The organism is Hominisplanchenecus faecis (genome assembly GCF_020687205.1).
GTDB lineage: Bacteria > Bacillota > Clostridia > Lachnospirales > Lachnospiraceae > Hominisplanchenecus > Hominisplanchenecus faecis.
On the sequence record NZ_JAJEQE010000005.1, the window covers coordinates 45,658 to 66,076 of the forward strand.

General features: G+C 43.6%; 11 protein-coding genes. All 11 read right to left on the bottom strand.

Going from position 1 to position 20,419, the window contains the following annotated elements; all coding sequences use genetic code 11:
* Window positions 1-146: 146 nt before the first annotated feature.
* Window positions 147-2,210, bottom strand: a complete 2,064-nt coding sequence (locus LKD42_RS02765; protein ID WP_147631774.1) for a S8 family serine peptidase — start codon at window positions 2,208-2,210, stop codon at window positions 147-149.
* Window positions 2,211-2,562: 352 nt separating this feature from the next.
* Window positions 2,563-3,903, bottom strand: coding sequence for a M56 family metallopeptidase (locus LKD42_RS02770; RefSeq protein WP_248834755.1), 1,341 nt, complete (start codon window positions 3,901-3,903; stop codon window positions 2,563-2,565).
* Between the two features lie 31 nt (window positions 3,904-3,934).
* Window positions 3,935-4,309, bottom strand: a complete 375-nt coding sequence (locus LKD42_RS02775) for a BlaI/MecI/CopY family transcriptional regulator (RefSeq protein WP_173866824.1) — start codon at window positions 4,307-4,309, stop codon at window positions 3,935-3,937.
* Between the two features lie 154 nt (window positions 4,310-4,463).
* On the bottom strand, window positions 4,464-5,126 hold the full coding sequence (locus LKD42_RS02780) for an ABC-2 transporter permease (protein ID WP_215660472.1): 663 nt from the start codon (window positions 5,124-5,126) through the stop codon (window positions 4,464-4,466).
* Window positions 5,123-5,986 carry an ABC transporter ATP-binding protein gene (locus LKD42_RS02785; RefSeq protein WP_248834781.1) on the bottom strand — a complete coding sequence of 288 codons (864 nt, stop codon included), beginning with the start codon at window positions 5,984-5,986 and terminating at the stop codon, window positions 5,123-5,125. Before LKD42_RS02785 ends, LKD42_RS02780 begins: the two co-directional genes overlap by 4 nt.
* A 24-nt stretch (window positions 5,987-6,010) precedes the next feature.
* Window positions 6,011-6,382 (bottom strand): GntR family transcriptional regulator, encoded by a 372-nt coding sequence (locus LKD42_RS02790; protein WP_022119119.1) that lies wholly within the window; start codon window positions 6,380-6,382, stop codon window positions 6,011-6,013.
* A gap of 249 nt (window positions 6,383-6,631) precedes the next feature.
* Window positions 6,632-7,867: a DUF4430 domain-containing protein gene (locus LKD42_RS02795; protein ID WP_248834756.1), complete on the bottom strand. Its 1,236-nt coding sequence runs from the start codon at window positions 7,865-7,867 to the stop codon at window positions 6,632-6,634.
* A 96-nt stretch (window positions 7,868-7,963) separates the two neighbouring features.
* Complete coding sequence (locus tag LKD42_RS02800; protein ID WP_248834757.1) at window positions 7,964-9,550, bottom strand: prenyltransferase/squalene oxidase repeat-containing protein; 1,587 nt, start codon at window positions 9,548-9,550, stop codon at window positions 7,964-7,966.
* 95 nt (window positions 9,551-9,645) lie between these two features.
* A complete protein-coding gene (locus tag LKD42_RS02805; protein ID WP_248834758.1) occupies window positions 9,646-14,559 on the bottom strand; it encodes a DUF4430 domain-containing protein in 4,914 nt (1,637 codons plus the stop codon).
* Window positions 14,560-14,710: 151 nt separating this feature from the next.
* Window positions 14,711-17,968, bottom strand: coding sequence for a hemoblobin-interacting domain-containing protein (locus LKD42_RS02810; protein ID WP_248834759.1), 3,258 nt, complete (start codon window positions 17,966-17,968; stop codon window positions 14,711-14,713).
* A gap of 70 nt (window positions 17,969-18,038) precedes the next feature.
* Complete coding sequence (locus tag LKD42_RS02815; protein WP_248834760.1) at window positions 18,039-20,396, bottom strand: leucine-rich repeat domain-containing protein; 2,358 nt, start codon at window positions 20,394-20,396, stop codon at window positions 18,039-18,041.
* Window positions 20,397-20,419 lie beyond the last annotated feature (23 nt).

Sequence of the window (20,419 nt, forward strand, 5' to 3'; positions counted from 1 at the left end):
CTTGATATTTATTTTTCGTACTTCGTAACTGTAATATATCTTTCTTTGGAAGAATTGTCAATGCTTTTTTGCTGCATTTTTGTGTATTTATGATAATTTACATTTTGTTTACGTTTTTTTGTTGTTTTATTTGCACAAAATATGTTTTATGGTATTTTAGGCGTATCAATATTCACTTTGCTTAAGATCGCATTCGAATATCCATTATCGTTCACATACTTTTTGATCTTTATCATTTTATAGGTTGCTTCGTCTGTGTATATCTGCTTCAAAGCTTTAACCACTTCTTCACCGTCACAATATATATCATCTTGTAAACTTTTTAATGCATATTCTACCACTTTTACTGCTGTCTGATAGCGTCTGTGATGATAGCTGGTCTTGTCTGGATATGTTCCGTTATTATAGCTGTGTCCAATAATAGTTCCGTCTTTTTTCGTAGTCGAATGTGCAAAAGCATCTGTTATAATATGCAGACCACATCCATAAAGAAAATATTTCCTGTTTTCCGGTGTATCTGTTGTAAGCAGCGTACTGTATTTGCTCTGCAATCCGTTAATATCCTTTTTCAGATCATTATACACCTTCTTAGATAATCCTGGATAATCCTCATATGTAAAATCCGTATCAACTGCTCCATCATTTGTAGCTGTATAGGTCACCATATCACATGCCGCCACATAATTAATTTCATAGTTATCATTAAAGTCTTCCCATTTTCCATGCCATCGTGAATTATCCTGTCCACTCTGCCATCCTGATGCCTTTCCATCTGGATAGACGATTCCCTTTTTAATATTAGTGATCGCTTCTGTAGTAAAACCAACTGCTCCTTTATCAACGGCTGCCTGATGGTCTGTTCCATGCCATCTGCCTTCTACGTATGCCTGATCTTCACTGATCTCTTCAAAACGCTCCGGTGCCTGCTGATTTTCTTCCAGTCGTCTGGAAGCTTTTCCCTGCTCTTCGTCAAAAATCTTCTCAAACTCTTCATAATTTTTCAATGTATTTTCAGCATCCAGCAAACCACATTCATTAATGTTGTCGATCTGTTTTGCACTCTGCTCGATAAGCTGTCTTACAAATTCACTGCTTTTATTTAAATCTTTTTCCCATACCAGAGAAGCCACTCCGACAACATGAGGTACGGCAATACTTGTTCCGTGTGTTACAGAAGTTCCGTCAAAGAAACCTGACACTTTTACTTTCTCTCCCGGTGCTGCAATTTCAAGCTCATCTCCTCTGTTGCTGAAATCGCTGATATTGGCTTCTTCATCTGTCGCTGCAACTGCCATTACTTCCTCAAACGCCGCCGGATATTCAACGCTTTCTCCTTCATTTCCGGCTGCACCGATCATTAAGATTCCTGCATCATAGGCATCTTTGACAGCCTGTTCTAAAGCTGCGGAATACACATTTGTTCCGAAACTCATATTTATAATATTGATATTATTTTCTATACACCAGTAAATTCCTCTGATCACCCGGCTGAGTGTAGCTGAATTCTCTTTATCCAAAATTTTAACGGAATATAATTCCACATCAGGATTAATACCCTTAATGTCGTTTTCTCCATTTGCAGCAATAATACTTGCAATTCCTGTTCCATGTCCTGTCATATCCTGGAAGATCGGAAGAATATCCTCGTCCTCTTCTACCAAATTTACGCTTCCGGCAATGTCGATTCCTGTTACATAGTCAATACCGGAGTCTAATACTGCCACTTTGATTTTTCCGTTCGCATCTTCACTTACATCCAGATTTTCTGCACGGATCGCCTGAAGATTCCATTCCGTTTTCTCTTTCTCAGAATCTTCTGTTTCTTCTGCTTCCTCTAAGCTCTTTTTCTTCTTTTCTTTGATTTCCTGTCTGCGTTTTCTTTTCTCTTCTGCAGAATATTCTTTATCATCTTCTTCACTTGCTTTCAGCAGAACATCTTCTTCAATAATCACATTCTCTTTTTTCTCAATCTGTCTTGCTTCTTTTTCTGTTAATGTAGCAACAACCAGACTTGTGTCACTTTCCAGTGTCTCTTTTTCTGCATCTTCCGGCAGTTCTGATCCCATTATTTCATATGCATCATTTTCTGCAAGAATAACATACTGTTTTTCCGCTTCTGTTTCTTTTGCTGCGACTGATATTGCTGAAGTATTCGTCAATATCATACTTGCTACCATAACATTTCCTACTACCTTCTTCCATTTATTCATATAGCTTTCCCCTTTCGTAATACACTACATTTTTTCATACTTCACGGTATAAATCCACTTCTAATTTTTTTGTTGAAGTATAAAATCTGTTTTCATGCTCCGGTCTTTGCTTCCCCATTATCTTATCTCTCTTTATTTTCTCTTATCCACCAACTCCTCTCTTTTGTTTTTTATTACTTATTCGTAGTATACTATTTATTTTAATTTTTGTCAATGGTAATATGCAAAATAACAAAATATTTCTTTCGATAAGGAGCAACGTTCCTACTTATTTCTGATAATATTTACAAAAAATCCCATCAGGCATTTCTATTTTTATTACTTTTGTCCAATTGGATTTTATTACTATTCACTATTTGTGTTTACACACCTCATAACTTATTTTTTGCTGTTTCACTTTATTTTTTGTGTACTTGCATTTTGTACATAACTGACATCTATAGGTTGTCACTGTACAGCCACCTGTTGTAATTACTCTATGTTCACTAATTGTTGCACTTTTAAAGGAATGACTACATATCGCCTGCACGCTTACATCTTCTTCTGAAAGATAAGTAACATTTCCAGCTTCATCCATAAAATAGGCATCTGTCGTGATAAAGGGAATCTCTTCTTTCGGGATCCCATCTGTAGCCCAATCAGGTTCTTCAGCTCCATCAATAACAAAAACAATATCCGTTGGTATCTCTCCAGCCTCAAGCTCTTCATTATAAACAATTTTCGGGCTTTCATATGCCAGTACCGGGATTGCGGTAGCTGCGGACATCAGCAGCAACGTTGCCAGCAAGATTCCTTTTTTCGTTTTCGGTTTTCTTTTGATCATTTTGATTCTCTCCTCCATATTATGATAACGGATCTTTCCTCTGAAATTCAGCACACCGGTATTGGAATCCTGCACTGCTGCATCCAGTATCCGTTTTCCATATTCGATACATTCTTCTCTTGTCAGTGACTGACATACTTGCTCATCGCAATGCAATTCAATGCACTGACGCACTTCCTGATAAAAAAGGTAAGCCAGTGGGTTCCAGAAATGGACTGCATTTACCAGAAAGGCAAGATGTGACCAGAAGGTATGGTGATACCTGATGTGTGTCATTTCATGCCTGGTCTGATACTGTGTTGCTTTTTCATCTTCAGACTGTGCGATCACAACGGTCGGACGCCTGATCCCCTGCGTAAAAGAACCACATTTTTCTGGGACATATTTTATGGTTACATGATACTTCCTGGCAATCCGGCTGCTGGCATCATCCAGATCATTCTTTGGCTTCTGCCCCGGAATCCGTTGTGCCAGTCTGCGACATTCCTGATAAGTTTTCAGAAAATGCAGCATATAGATCAGAAAAACAACAACTCCTGTTATCAGAATATTTCGTTTCCAGATCTCCATTGTTCCAAATGTCATATACCCGCTTTTTCCTATATAGAACGTTTTTGAAACATCTTCCCAATACACCCCTTCATTCACTTTCCGAAAGAGGATATCCCTGTCAGACAGATTTCTTACCATCTTCTTTAACGGCTCTGACAGCAGTGGAAACGGAAGCAGATAAAATACCATCACAACTCTCAGCAGAATCCAGCGGCCGGATGCACTCAGTTTTTCTTTTCCTGTCATCCGATATAGCAATTTATACGCAACATATGCTACGCTTCCGACCAGTCCCATATACATCGGCAAATCCCACATATTTCTTCTCCTTTGCTCCCTTATTTTCGCTTTATTCTTCTTTTTCGTCTAGAATTTTGCGGAGCTCATCTGCCTCTGTTCTGGTCAGTGATTTTTTTCTGGTGAATGCCAGCAGAAAGTTCTTCAGGGATCCCTGGTATTCATTCTCTACCAGATTTTCCGTCCACTGTCCGATCAGCTCATCTTCTGTGATCGCCGGATAATATAAGCGATAATTTCCTTTCTTGATCGCTGTGATCGCACCTTTATCTATCAGGCGGTTCAGAAGCGTATAGACAGTCTGCTGCTTCCACGTATAGCCTCTGTTCTCCAGCCAGGCTACCACCTCTCTTAATGTTACCTCTTCATGTTTCCAGATGTACTTCATGATTTCATGTTCAGAATCGGATAATCCATACCAACCCATTGTTTTTACCTCCTGTTATATTATATTCTTATAGTTCAGGAGCCGGTGGGATTCAGGCAGCTCCTATTACTATATCGTAATATAACTTTAGCAAAAACAGGTCCTCCGGTCAAGTACTATTTCTCTTTTTCTTGACCTTTGGACCTGATATTTTTTACATTTCCTGCTTTTCCAGCACACGGCAGGAGATCGTCCAGGATATGAAGGTAAGCAATGCGACCAAAAGGATTCCGGCAATGCCAAACAAAATTTTATAACTGCTGATGATCTGCCATAAATTTCTGCCCCAGCTGCTGATTCCCTGCATGTACTGATCCAGATTTTTCATAATTTCAAAGCCCAGAACCAGAATACCAACCGTTGCCAGAATCACGATCTTTGATTTTTCTGCCCCGAATTTGATCTGTAATGGAACCAGCAGATCTGCAAGGAGAAGCACAATCAGCAGACATGTCATTGTCTCTACGCCAAAGGCACCTGCTGTCATTTCGCTTTTTCTAACCAGCAGAAGAATCCCACAGGCGATAGCTACGATCAGTGCGGAAACTGCTCCGAATCCGCATACAAAGAAATATTTTTCTGTTGCATAGTCTTTTCTTCTGACCGGAAGGGTAAAAAGAAAGCTGTTTCCATTGTCCATGCTGTCATAACTGATCGTGCTGATTGCAACGCTCGTCATCACGGATGCCATATAAGGCAGGATAAAGGAAATCTCCACACCTGACAGAAGCAGTAAAACTCCCATTCCAGCAAAGATCAGCATCATTTTTTTCTGATTTTTTATTATTCTGATATCTTTTTCGAACAATCCTCTCATAACGATACTCCTTTCCGGCTGCTGCCTTTTAACATGGTTTTCATCACTTCATCGATCGTTCCCTTTTCAATCACGATCTGCGGCATATTTTCCATGTAATATTGTTTCTGATCGGTGAGACAGCGATATCCAAAATCTTCTTTGCAGTATGCCAGAATATATTGTTTATCCAGTGCCGCAAATTCGGATTCAGTCACTTTTAAAATACCGTATTGATCCAGCAGAACATCGGTATCTTCGTGCAGACGGATTTTTCCCTGATCGATCAGATAAAGATCATCGCAGAGATTTTCCAGATCCCCGGAAATATGCGAACTGATCAGAATTGCCCGCTCTTCCTGCTCCATATAGGCACGCAGAGCATCCAGAATCCCCTCTCTTGCCATCACATCCAGACCGGAGGTCGGCTCATCTAGTATCAGGATTTCTGCCTGATGAGACATTGCCATCAGAATTTTCAGTTTTGCCTTCATTCCGGTTGACATTTCTTTCATCTTTTTATTCATCGGGATAGCGAATGTTCTGCATTTCTCTTCGAAATCTGCTTTATCAAACCGATGATACATCTTTTTCAGGATCGCACCTGCATCTTCCGCTGTCAGAATATTCGGAAAGGTCGCATCGGAAAGTACCACTCCGATCTTTTCCCATTCTTCGTTTGTCAGCTGCTGCGGTGTCTTTCCCATCATCCGGATCTCACCGCCGTCTGTATGGATCAGTCCCAGTGATGCTTTGAAAATGGTCGTCTTTCCGGCTCCGTTTGCACCGATCAGCCCGGTGATACTTCCACGCTTTACCTGCATCGAACATTCCAGTGAAAAATTTGCATATTGTTTTCTGACATTTTTTAAATCCAGCAAAATCTCTTCCATCCTCTTCTCCTCCTAATCTTCCAGGATCAGCTCAAACAGCTCCCGTATCTCTGCTTCTGTCATGCCGCAGCTCCTTGCTTTGCGGATCGCCTGTTCCAGATCCGTTTCTACTTCTTTTCTTTTTTCTTCCATGCGAAGCTCTTGATTGACTCCGGATACAAAGCTTCCTTTTCCATGCACTGTAACGATGAAGCCCTCCTGTTCCAGAGCATCGTAGGCCTTTTTTACCGTCAACGCACTGACCCTCAGTTCTTTCGCGAAGGTTCTCACAGAGGGAAGCATCTCCTCCTGTTTCAGTTCACCGCTTAAGATTTTATTCTTGATCTGTGTGCAGATCTGCTCATAGATTGGCTGCATGGAAGAATTGTTGATGATCAGTTTCATAGATTCCTCCATTTCTTTGCTTTTGTTGCAAACAGTATATAACAGTTTAGTACTGTTGTCAACTGTTATGCACTGTTTATATTCATTTTTTTATTTACATCTGTCCAAGAATCCATCTGACATTCTTGCTGCAAGGTGCACGTCATGCATCGCATGACATATTCTTCTTATACAGGTATCAGAAGCACAAAAAACGTCCACCCGGAGATCTGCTCTCCGGATGGACGTCTGGATATTGATATATTTTCTCTATTTTACTTTTTTGCTTTTCACAGCGGAATCTTTGCCGTAATAAACTTTGCCTTCGGCTTTGCGATACGTACGGACTTTGAAGTAACAGGTTCCTTTCTTTTTCGGCAGTTTGGTCACGAAAGATACGGTTTTGTTTTTGCTGATGGTTTTTATTTTTTTGTAAGTGCCTTTTTTCTTTGTGCTACGGTAGATTTCGTAACCGGTAGCCTTGGATACTTTTTTCCAGGTGAGTCGTACTTTGTTTTTTCCGGCATTTTTGATGGATCTCAGTGTCGTTTTGGCCGGTGTATATTTTTTCTGAAGTGCTGCCTCCTTTGCGGCTTTCTCACGCTCTGCTTTTTCCTTTTCTGCCCTGTCACGCTCTGCTTTTTTCTGCGGATACTCTGCAAGCCAGGCGGACACTCTCTGCTCTGCCTGAGCAAACTGTTCTTTTGTGCTGTCCATATTGGTTACGATTTTCAGAACGTTTTTGTATATACCTTCCGGATCAGCCTTGTCATCTTTTGCCAGGATCTGTCTCATAAGTGCCAGATTTTTGGTGACGGAATCTTTGTTCGGCAGTTCCAGTGCTTTGATACCGCCTGTCTGATCATTTGGCTTATCTCCCAGATCTGCACCGAGTCCGTAGAGTGTGAACTGATAACGCACCACATCTCCGTCACTGGCTTTTACCCCGCCCATTCCAAGGCCCGGATTTTCGTTGTTTACGAAATAATACCATCCAGAATAATTGGAGTATGAAAACTCACCAAGCCCCTGCGTATCTTTATACGGATTCGACTTGTGTTTGTCATTGGTCGGTGCATCTTCTGACATATTTGAAATACACTGCGGAATATTCAGTACACCGCTGTCTGCATGGTCGATCTCTGCCAGATAGAATCCCATTCCGGTGTTCTGTGCATCGTAAGTATAGCCGTTTGCTTTCAGAAGTTTTTCGATGATATCTGCATAAGTCTCTCCGGCTTCAAAGGAAACTTCCGTCGGCTCGATCAGATAGCCCTGTCCAACGGTAAATTTTTCTACGGATGCATAAACGATTCCGCCCTTGTCCGATACAAACGTGGCTTTACCACTGTCTGCGTTGTCTTCGCTGTCTTTAAACCAGATCTTTGCTTCTTTTTCTTCTGCTCTGACTGTCTGCATACCGGATGACGGCAGAAATCCCGTCAGGCATAAAACCATGGCAAGCAGAGCAGCAATAATATTCTTTGTGCGTCTTCTTATATTCAAAATATGGACTCCTTCCTATAAAACAGGAAGAAGTATGGAACACTCCTTCTGCCGAAGAGCGTATCCATACTCCTGTTTTTTTGTTTCTCTGTAACTTTATTTTACCTTAACTTTACGTATGGCAGAATATGCACCAGTAATGGTCTTTCCGTTGACTTTTTTATATGCACGTACTTTGTAATAGTAAGTTTTGCCCTTTTTCAGCTTTTTGTCTGTGTATTTTGCTGCCTTCAGGTTTTTCTTCACGCAAACGTATTTGCCGTTTTTACGCATGGAACGATATACCTGATATCCGGCTGCACCCTTGACTTTTTTCCAGGTCAGAGTTGCTTTTTTCTTTCCTGCTGCTGCCTTTCTGATCACAGGTCTGGCCGGTTTCTTAGCCGGTTTTTCTGTGGTCGGTGTTTCCGGTGTCTTATCCGTGGATGGCGTTTCCGGTGTAGATGGCGTCTCCGGGGTGCCCGGTGTTTCCGAAGTAGACGGCGTCTCCGGGGTGTTCGGTGTTTCCGGGGTAGACGGCGTCTCCGGGGTACTTGGTTTCAGGGAGTTCATATCCCAGTAGCCTTCTTCGGATGCTTTAAATCTTCTGTATGCTTCGTATGCTTCCATAATCTGGTAAGAAGCCATTGCATTGGCAGCACCATTTTTCAGATGTGCATAACCGCCGTCTTTCACGCGGTAATTTTTCTCAAGCGTTGAGAAGATACCTTTTGATTCTGCTGCAAAACCTGCATCCACGGCATCCAGTTTCAGGCAGGCAAGTGCCAGGATAACCTGTGCAGCAGATTCGGAAGAAGTATAAGCGTATTCTTCGTCCATAGCATCTTTCAGATAAATAAATGCTTTGTCAACCGCCGTCTGTACTTTCGCTTCTTTTACATATGGTGCCAGTGCCTGCAGGATCATAGCAGTCATATCTACACCTGTTGATTTGTTGTCAAACAGGCCAAAACCACCGTTTTCATTCTGGAATCCAAGCAGTGCATCGATCATGGATTCTCTGTTCCATTTTGCATCTGCAGGAATTTTCTGAGAGGTTGCATCCAATGCGATCAGTGTCCAGCTCAGTTCGTTTGAACCGTCTTCCAGTCTGTCGCTGCTGTACAGCATTGCTGCAAGATTTACACCGCCTACATTCGTGATATCTTTGCCCATAGCAGACAGAGTCAATGCCACTCTTGCGATATCGGTCGGTTTCTGGTTTGCTTTCCATTTTGAAACAACAGAAACAGCACTCTGACCGTATGCTTCTTTTTCTGCATCGCTGATCGTCTGTCCGGTACGCAGTTTTGACATGATATACCAGTCGGATGCACCGCTGCATTCGTATTTATAGTTCTGGCTGTTCAGGAAGGTGGATGCACTTGTGATACCTTCTTTTACAATCTGATCTATATCGACTTTGTCGGATACCTGGCTGTTATCTGTAACTTCACCGGCCTTCCGTGCCTTGATACGATGTGATGTTTCCTTCGGCGTCAGTATGCTGTCCGAATTCTGGTAAATGGAATTTATCACCTGTACGATGCCGTCTTCACGGTAGATCCTGTTAAATCTCTGTTCTGTCGCATCAGCTGCTTTCACGACCCGGGCATTGAATGTGCCAGGAGCGATTCCGGTCAGGATCATGACAAACGCCAGAAGCATGGCAAGGATACGATTTCCAAGTGTCATTTTCTTCATGCCTTGCTTTTCCTTTCTGTAAATGATTGTTTTAGGAAACTATACATAAACCTTCCAAAGCTGTCGCAGGCAGCTCCTTTTTTTATCGTTTTTTGCTATTTTTTAATCTTTACTTTTCTGACAGCACTGAATTTTCCGTTTGCTTTGTTTCCTTTTACGGTCTTGTAAGCTCTTACTTTATAATAGTAAGTTTTGCCTTTCTTTACTTTGCTGTCTGTGAATGTTACGGCAGATGCTTTTTTGATCGTTCTGATCTTTTTGTACTTGCCGTTTTTCTTTGTGGCACGGTAGATTTCGTATCCGGTTGCTTTGCTGTTCTTCTTCCACTTCAGGAATGCTTTTTTCTTTTTGGAAGATACGGTCAGTTTTGTTACTTTTGCCGGTCTGACAATGGTCTGTGTGCCCGGATTCTGATTTCCGTTTGTGCCGTTGTTTGTATTATTACTGTTGTTGTTATTGCTGTTATCGCCCTTGTTGTTGTCCTTTTTATCATCGTCTTTCTTTGCATCCTGTAAAGCCTTGAGCTGTGCTTCCGCTTTTACCAGCAGATCTGCATTTTCCACATTTGCTTTCTGTGTATCGGTAAGTGCGTCGTATGCTGCTCTTGCTGCTTTTACTGCTTCCTGATCGTTCCGTGTAAGCTTATCTAAGGAAGGAAGAGCTGCGATCAGTCGAATAACATTTTCTACCTGTTCATCGATTTCTGTATTTTCTTTTGCATAGTTGTCTGTATAGTGCAGCATGACAACATCACCGTCTTTTAATGTATAATCACATGCACCAACATCCGGTTCCGTTCCGTTCACGCTGTATTTCCAGCCGGATTTGCTTCCGTTTGTAAACTCTCCGAGTTTCACGCCGTCTGCTCTTGTAACCGATGCAATGTAAGTGTCACCGTATTTTTTCTCACTGGTCATTTTATTGGCCGCAAGTGCCGCATCCAGAGCTTCCATGGCGGTTGCATTTTTCGGAACACGATACTCGCTCTGTGCTGCCCATACCTGAAGGTTATTCTTTACAAATGCATGGATCTTTCCGTCTTTGTCGCTGTCGTGTACCTCATCGCCAAGGATGGTGACAGCCACGCTCTGATTTTCACCATTTATCAGCCAGTAGGTGTTTGTTCCTTTTTTATATGCATCAAGTGCCTGCAGTACCTGTACCGTTGACATTTCCTGCGATTTTGTAAGGTTAGACAGATGTGAAAATCCTCCGTCATTCTGGCGGTATTTCATCAGATTTGTGATCATATTAAAGTTTGGTGTACCAAATCCCACTTCTGCAGAAGTCGGATCAATGCCAAGGCAGGAAAGTGCCAGAAGTACCTGAGCCGTAGATTCGGAAGTTCCATATCCGAAATCATCACGCATCTCCTCTTTTAAACAGGAAACTGCACGATCAATTGCTTCTTTTACTTCGGTTCGCTCCTGATAAGGTGCAAGGGCCTGAAGTGCCATGGCCGTCATATCTACACTGGTGCTGTCTTTTCCGGTCAGTCCGAATCCACCGTTTTCATTCTGAAAACCAAGCATTGCTTCTATGATCGTGTTTCTGGACCATTTTGCATTCGCCGGAATCGCAGCATTGGCTGCATCGAGTGCCATCAGTGCATAGATCAGTTCATTTGATCCATCGCTCAGCTTTTCGGAATTGCAGATCATGGATACCAGATCTGTACCGTCCACATCGGTGATATCTTTGCCCATTGCCGTAAGTGTCAGGGCAACACGCTCGATGTCTGTCGGCTTCTGGTCTGCATTCCATTTCTTTACTTCCGCTGCAGCAGACTGATAATAAGCATCCTGCACATCTGAGCTGATCTCAACTCCATTGCGAAGCAATGCGTAGATCAGCCATTCATCTCCATACGCATAGCCGTCTGTGCTGTGTTTTTCTGTGATGTACGTTACGGCACTGTTGATGCCTTCTTCTGCTTTTGCTTTTACATCGATATCTGCGGTGCTTCCCTTTGTTACGGTAATGGTGATCGTTACCGGTTTTACGTTATTTTTGCCATCGATCGGTGTTCCGGTTGCTGTCACGGTTCCTTCAGAGAGTCCCGTAATCTGATATTCTGCCACCGGAAGATAGGAACCATAATCCGGATCGTTCACATTATAATCGCCGTTCTTTTTCCAGTAACCGCTTCCGGTTCTCACAACCTGTGCAATACCTCTCTGGCTGTAAGTCCATTTCAGAGCCGGTTCCGTGACATCGTATCCCTGATCATCCAGTTCACCTGTGACAATTGGTGCAAACACTGCACTGCTCTTGCCGGCTTCTACCGTCATATTCTTATTTTCTTCTGCAAGTTCTACGGTTTTTACGTTGTTTTTGTAGACAAAGGTTACCGTACTGTCACCGGAAACTGTTTTCGTTTCTCCCGTCTGCGGATTGGTATCTTCGATCGTCGCTGTAAAGGTTACCGTTCCGGCCTGTTTCGGTATGTAAGCCTTTTCGCCATTTGTATAGTATGCGATCGTTCCGTCCAGATCATCACTTGTGATCGTTACTTTATCTGCATTGGTTGCATTTGCCGGTGTGACAACTGCCGAACCAAGGATTGGATTAAATGCAACTCTGCCATCCGTTTCCTGTCCGTCGCTGTTTGCATTTCGGCTGTGTATTTCTTTTGTGCCGGAAATTGCCGGAACAACGGATGTTACCGGCACATAAGCAGAGGTTACCGTCACGGTTTTGTGAATTTCCGGCTGATTTTTTGCAGTTACTGTAAAGACTGCACTTCCGGTCTCTTTAAAGGAAAAGCCGCTGGAAGAATCGGTGCGGTTATGCAGAAGTTTTGCACCCGCTTCATCCGCTGCATAGATAAAGGAAGCGTAAGAAACATCCTGATACTCTTCACTGCCCTGATACTGTGCTTTTACGGTAATATGCTTGTATTCAGAACCCTGTACCGTAACTTTTCCGTCCGTTACATCTTCTCCATCCACATACAGTTTCATATCTGTCATCTGGATTCTGCTGGAACGGATCGCTACAGATGCCAGGATTTCCTGACTGCCGTCGCTGTTGTTCTTTACTGCCTGAAGCACTGCTGTTCCGGTTCCGTTTACACAGAATGTTCCATCTTCATAAATTTCAAAGGCACGTTCCGGTTTTCTCTGCTGAAAGCTCCAGGAAAGGCTCTCGCCTTCCGGCAGAGTATAATCCACAAGAGAAAAAGTTCCGGCTATGTTTGCCATTCCAACAGCATCCGGGCTTACTTCCAGTCTTGCATTCTCCAGAACGGTCGGTTCTGTTTCGTTATTTGCCTGAAATGCAATATCGTATTTGTTTTCGCCTGTCTCCGGCCATTCATACTGTCCCGGTGTATAATCCTGATTTTCGCCAAAGTATGGATAACCGTCACTTCCCTGTCCCCAGGAAGTTCCGTTTTCGCCTTTATTGGCATTTAACTTTTCTACCAGATCCAGCGTTTTTATGTCCTCTTCGGACATTGCACCGGAACCGCTGCCCAGTGTATCCAGCCAGTAGCAGTTCTCAACGATCGCCGCACCGCTGTTGTTGCTGCTGCTGTTACAGAGTGCCCCTTTTCCGGTATCTCCCACTGCGATACAGTTTGCGATCACACCGTCGCGGTCATCGGAAGCACTTGCTCCCATATAGGCTCCGGTCTTCCCGATAAATCCTGCCACGTTTGCTCCGCTGATCTCACTTTTACAGTTCAAAATGGAAGCACCATAGGCGGTCGTTCCAAACGGTCCGGTCACATTACTGCTGCTTCCGGTCATCGTTCCTTTTACCGTCAGGTTCTGGATCACAGCACCTGCTGACAGATTTGCAAACAGCGAGCCTGCGTTTTCAAACGTAATGGTATGTCCCTGTCCGTCCAGAACCCCGGCAAACGGAGAATAATTCATATAAAAACTTTTATCTTCATAATCACTGTTTACCGTGATATCCTGTGTCAGGACGAAATATTTGCCTTTTGCATTGTCCATCTTGGAAAAATCTGCCTGGGAAGAGATGGAGATCACATTCTCCGGCAGTGCCACCGGTTTTGTCGTCGGTCTGTTTTTCAGTGCTGCGATCGCATCGGTGATCGCCTTTGCTGCCGCTGTGATCTGCTCCTGTGTCACCTCTTCGCCTGCTTTTAAAGCATTTCCGGCTGCTACTGCATCAGAAAGTGTCTTCCAGCTCTCTTCCGTATAGTTTTCCTCTTCATAGCCTTCTGCCTGCTTCAGTGCATTTTCAAGCGGTGTCCAGCTGATTTCGGCCGCTCCCTTTACCAGAACCGGAAATCCACCATCTTCGGAGACTGCAAAGATATAGCCGGTATCGACGATACCTGTATTTAACAGAGCAACGGTGTCTGTTGTTTTTAATTCATCAGCAGATTTGGATGCACAGTCGCTGACATCTGCGTTGGAAGCTGCCATGGCAACTGTCTCAATCATAGTTCCGGACTGAAAATAGCTGTTTGAGATCTGCGATCTTGCATCACTTGCTGCATAGGCTGCAATTCCGCCATTCATCATCTCCAGCTCTGCTGCATAGTAACAGTTACGGACAGTTCCGCCTTTTATCGTTCCAGCCAGTCCGCCAACAGTATTCCAGTTGTCATTGATCTTTGCCTGAGAATAAGAATTCTGAATGGTTCCGGTCAGATTGTCTGCAATACTTCCTCTATAGCCGGAAGTAACATCAACAGATCCTGCAACTCCTAGGTTCTGGATCGTACCGGATACGTTTTCCGCCAGTGCTTTCCCGGAAAGGGTGATCACATGTCCCTGTCCGTCCAGAGTTCCGGCAAGATCTGTGATCTGCTGTCCGTCTGCCAGCTTAATATCCGCCGTCAGTGTATAGGTTTCACCTGCTGGAATTTTGGTCGGAAATTCTTCTGCAGTTGTGATTTCATTGCTGCTTTTTGTCGTACTCGCTGCATTTACGGTCAGGCTTGCTGTATTTGCCGGAAGAATGCCGGTAAACAGCAATGCCAGAGCAAGCATCCATGCAAAGATACGCTGTGTGACTGCTTTGTGCTTCATCGCTTTTCTCCTCTTCTTTGCTGATCTTATATTACAGAGAAACAAGCCCCGCTTTTGCGAGGCCTGCCTGTTACTGTTCTATATTGTAACACATTTTGAAGATATTTTTTCCAACCAGAAGGGGGAATTTTGTTATTATTTGCAGTTTTTGTTATTTTTTGATCTTCACTTTTCTGACAGCACTGAATTTTCCGTTTGCTTTGTTTCCTTTTACGGTCTTATAAGCTCTTACTTTATAATAGTAAGTTTTGCCTTTCTTTACTTTACTGTCTGTGAATTTTACAACAGATGCTTTTTTGATTGTTTTGATCTTTTTGTACTTGCCGTTTTTCTTTGTGGCACGATAGATTTCGTATCCGGTTGCTTTGCTGTTTTTCTTCCATTTCAGAGTTACTTTTTTCTTCTTGGAAGTTACGGTCAGTTTTGTTACTTTTGCCGGTTTGCTGACAGTCTGTGTTCCTGGACTCTGATTTCCGTTTGTGCCATTGTCTGTGTTGCTGTTATTATTATTGCTGTTATTATTTCCGTTGTTATTGTTGTTATTGTTGTTTCCGCTGTTTGCAGACAGATCGATCACGTTGGAATATGCAGTAAAGCGATACTGTTTGGAACCGTTCAGGGTTGTATTTACCATTTTCATGATACGGTATACGCCTTTATCCGTTACTTTGAAACTTCCGGTCAGTGCTTCCGCCTCTCTTGTTACGGTGTTGTCGGATACGGTTGTCCAGCTTCCGTCTGCATTTTTCTTCTGCACTTCTGTGATAACATCCCAGTCATAAGAATCGTTCTTTGCAAGAAGGATTTCTGTGATGGTTTTGCCTTTCCAGCCGTTCTGCTCCAGCATTGCCCGGTAATCTTCCGGTGTCTCCAGTTCTCTCTGCTCATCGCTTACGGTCTGATCAAACCAGAATACCAGATCCAGCATGCTCAGATCCTGACTCCAGCTGATCTGGGTGTCACTGTCTTTTTTCAATGTCAGGGAAAGTGCTGTCTTCTGCGGATAAAATTTGTTGATGGAGGTATCACATTTTTTCATTAAAGCCGGATCTACGACGCGGATGTTGTTGAGGGTGATATCCAGTTTCTGCAGTTTGCCATCTCCTCTGCTGTTCTCAAAGGTACCTGCAAATACACTTCCTGAGAGGTTTGTCAGCTGATTGTCATGCAGATCAACGGACAGCAGGTGGCTGTTCTTTGCAAAGGTTCCGTCTTTGATCTCTGCAATATAGTTTTTCATGAAGTTAATTTCCGTAAGATCTGCCATTTTACTGAAATCCACATCGGCAATGCTGGTCAGTACGTTATTGTATGCGATCAGTTTCTTTAATTTTACTGCATCGCTGATGGCAGATGGCAGTGTCTCAAACATATTTCCGGAAATATTCAAAAAGGTCATGGATGCTCCGGCATCTTTAAACAGACCTTCCGGAAGGCTTTCCAGGAAGTTGCCGGATAATCCAAACTGATCCAGTGCCGCATCGCCGTCAAAAGCTCCCTTTGCGATCGTTTCGATCTGATTGTTGTCCAGCTCCAGATATTTCAGCTCTGTAAGTCCCGCAAAATCGCTTTTGTTGATCTTCTTTAATTTATTTGCACGCATGGATACCCACTGCAGGTTTTTATTGTTTGCAAAGAAGTTTTCCGGAAGTTCTTCGATATAGTTGGAATCTGCATAAAAGCTGCTAAGTGCGGTCATATGATCCAGCAGTCCGTCCGGCAGGCTGGTGATCTGGTTTTCGGAAAGATCCAGGCTGGTTACTTTATCTGTCAGCCCTTTTAATAAGGAAACGTCTGTCAGTCCGCAGTTGGAAAGATCAACACTCTCAGAGATTGCTGCCAGCTCATCTGCACTGATCTCACCGTCATCATTCAGGTCATATCCCTGCTCGATCAGCTTGTTGATCAGTTTCTGCTCACCGCTCACTTCATCGGTATAACCTTTCCATCCTTTTGCAAGGGATGCGAAACTGATGTTTGCCTTCATATATTTATCATAATTACCTTTGTCCGCTTCGCTTCCGCCCATCATGGTAACGAGTGCTGCCGCAGAATGTACTTCTGACAGATCCGAGATTTCCATACTGTACTCGTATGCGGTATAAGAACCCTGTGCATCTGCCTCTCCGTATCCTTTCTTCTCAGCGGTCGGATAAGTGCCGTCTTTTCCGATCGTAAAGTCAAGCATCATTCTGGCACTTCCGGTATTTAACATGGTCAGTGTCATTTTTCCGTCTTTTACCTGCAGTTTTGCTTTTGCTGCAAAGAAACTGCCCAGCATGGAGTCTCCTTCACTGTCGGTTTTTGTTGTCTTAAAAGTTAAAGTATATACACCGTCTTCGGTCGGATCTTTGATGGTTGGCTGCGGCGGTGTGACAGGTTCGCTGTCCCCGTCTGTCTGACTGATCAGTACGCAGGTATCACCGGATTTTGCAAATACAACCGTTTTATCTTTGTAACCTTTTGCTTTGATCACGATCGCGTTTCTTCCTTCTGTAAATTTGCCGGAACCGATTGTCAGTCCGTGCAGTACAGAAAGGCTGTAAACGCTTTTCGGATCATCATCATTGGTGTATTCTTTGTATTCGGTTCCGTTTACGGTCACTCCGGAAATGGACTGTCCGTAAGCTTTCCAGTTGGCATCATCGGAATAATGATTGATCTCTTTGATGGTCAGTTCGTTGCCATCGTAAGCAACTGCGGTAACAGTCGGTGCAGTCAGCCCTGTGGTAAATTTCTCCATTGCTTTTGTCAGATCTTCCAGTGCAGTATTTAAGGAAGCCTGCGTGGTTGCCACGCTTAATGTATGTTCTGCTGCTGTGATCGCACTCTGGAGATCTTGCCATTCCTCGTCGCTCTTATCGCCTTGTATCAGTGCTTTTGCTTCTTCCAGTTTTTCCGTCAGAGCTGTTTTATCCAGTACTTCCGGTTCCTGACCACCGGTTCCGTCGGACTGGCTTACAAACGTGCACTCATTTTCTGCTTTTGTAAAGAGGATGGTTTTGTCCAGGTAACCGTCAGCTTTGATCACGATCGTATTTTCGCCTTCTTTGAATGCTCCGCTGTAGATCGTCATACCAAGCCAGCCGGCACTGTATACCAGTGTATCATCTTCTTCATTCCAGTCTGCCACATAATCTACACCGTTGACGCTGATGCCCGTAATCGCCTTGCAGTAAGCAGAATCGGAAGTAATCTCAGAAAGCACGATTTTTTCCAGGGTCCCTGTCATCCAGCTGGTTGATCCTTTAAGCTGTGTGATCTCTGTTCCGACTTTTGCTTCTTCTTTGAGCTGTGCCTGCTGTGTATTTGCTGCAGATGCGGCAAATACCGGCAGTCCTGCCTGTGGAACTGCCATGACAGCAGTCATGGAAAGGGCAAGCAGCTGGCATACAAATTTTTTCTTCATATTCTGTTTCCTCCTCGTTTTGGTACATTTTCCTTTAAATCTGTTGCGTTGTGATATCTTACTTTAATGTTTACTTTATTTTTACTTTTTTTGCAGCCGAATCGTTTCCATACACTTTCGCAACAGCTGTTTTTCTGTAAGCTCTGACTTTATAGTAATAAGCGAACCCTTTTTTCAGCTTTTTGTCTGTAAAACGAACCGTTCCTGCTTTTTTGATCGTCTTGATCTTTTTGTATTTTCCGTTTTTCTTTGTAGAACGGTAAACTTCATAACCGGATGCACCTTTTACCTTTTTCCAGCTGATCACTGCAGTGCGTTTTTTTGCCTTTGCCGTTACTTTTTTCACCTTTGCCGGTTTTTTCACCGCTGTATTTCCCGGATTTGCACTGTTTCCGTTGTTACCGCCGTTTGTATTGCTGTTACTTCCATTATTCGGCTTGTCTGTACCCGATGTCACATTGTTCTGCTGTGCTGTATTGACCTCGTTTGAAAATACGCTGAAACGATAGAACAGCAGTCCGCTGTTTCCGGAATACAGATCTTTTACGACGCGGTAGGTGCCTTTTTCTGCTGTTGCAAAGGCTCCTCCTGCCAGGTCTGCCTTATCATCATCCGTACTCTTCCATACGGTTTCGTAGGTTCCGTCTGCGTTTTTCTTTTCGATGCTGGTAATAATCTTCCAGTCATAGTACTGGTCATTTAAAACATCCACGATATCGCGGTCTTCATAGCCTTTGTCTTTCAGAAATTCTCTGTATTCATCAACAGACTGTGCTTCTTCGACTTTTGCATCGTTCGTTGCATCGAACCAGTACAGCAAATCCAGAATACTCAGTTCCTGTGACCATTTCACGCCGTTTTCGCCGTCTTTTTCGATCTTCAGACTCATCGCACTTTTCTGCGGATAGAATTTGTTAAAGCTCTGGCTTTTCATGATCAGTTTGCGGTCTACGACCTGAATGTTGTTCAGGCGGATATCCAGTTTTCTCAGAACTGCTGTTGCCGGAAGGGTATCCGGTGACATCGTAGTCAGCAGATTGTCATACAGATCCAGCCCTGCCAGCTTTTCATTCTTCGCAAACGTTCCGGACGGGATTTCACGAATCTCATTGTGCATGAAGTTGACTTCCTGAAGCTGTGGAAGTTTTGAAAAATCCACTTTTGTGATATCTTTCATACCGTTATCGTATGCATAGAGTTCCTCAAGGAAAAAAAGATCTTCCACGGTCTTTGGCAGGCTCTCGATGTTATTTTCCTGTAAAAACAGCCACCGCAGAGATCCGGCAAGCGGTTTTAACACATCATCCTGCAGATTTTCCAGTCCGTTTCCGGCAAAGGAGAGCTGCTGAAGTTTCGGCATGCCGGTCAGGGCATTTTGGGAAACCTCCCGGATCTGGTTTCCTTCCAGATCGAGGATCGTCAGAGCATCCAGCCCTTCAAAGGTGTTATTTTTCAAAGAGGAAATCTGATTGCCGGTAAAAGAAATCCAGTCCAGGCTGTGGTTGTTTTTAAACAGTCCTTCCGGAATTTCTGTGATCTTGTTGTGCTCGATATAGAAATTTTCCAGACTGGTCAGGTTATCCAGCAGTCCTTCCGGAATCGCTGTAATCTCATTGTTTGAGAGATTTAACGTTATGATCTGAGATGGCAAATAACGCAGAAGTCCGATCTCGCTTAAGTTGCACTCACTTAAATCCAGTGTGGTTCCGCCATACCGAGCTACTTCTTCTGCTGTAACGGTTCCGTCATTGTCTTTGTCCATGCCGTAATCGCGAAGTGCTTCGTTGAGTGCTGCTGCCCCGGTCGGTTTGTCTTCTGTTTTGGATGCATCGTATCCGCTCCAGCCTTTTTCCAGTGTCAGGAAAGTGAAGTCCGTCTTGAGGTATTTGTCAAAATTTCCAATGTCACTGTTCTGACCGCCCATCGCTGAGACAAGTGCTGCTCCTTTGTTGACTTCCGATGGCTTTGTGATCTCCATCTTGTACTCATACATGGCGTAGCTTCCGGTTCCGTCCGGCTCACCGAAACCGGTCTTCTCAGTCTGTGCATACGTTCCGTCTGATGCCACTGTGAAATCAAGAAGAAAATCGGAAAGCTTGGTATTTAAAAAGGTTACATACATTTTTCCGTTCTCAACGGTCAGTTTTGCTTTCGGGTCAAAATAGCCTGCCAGCATGGATTCTTCGTCGCTGCCTTCCTGTTTTGCCTCAAAGGTCAGAGTGTATTCTCCGTCCTCGGTCGGATCTACGGATGCGGCTTCTGCCTTCAGTTTTGCAGACTCCTGTGTTTCGACCGCTGTTTTCTGCTGCGGTGTCCGGATCTGCCCTTCGGCTGCTTTTGCCGTTGTCTGATACATTCCGGCTCCGGATACGATCATTGCCGCTGTAAAGATCGCTGCCATTGCCTGATAACCAAATTTCTTTCTCATGCTTTTCTTCCTTTCTCTGCAAA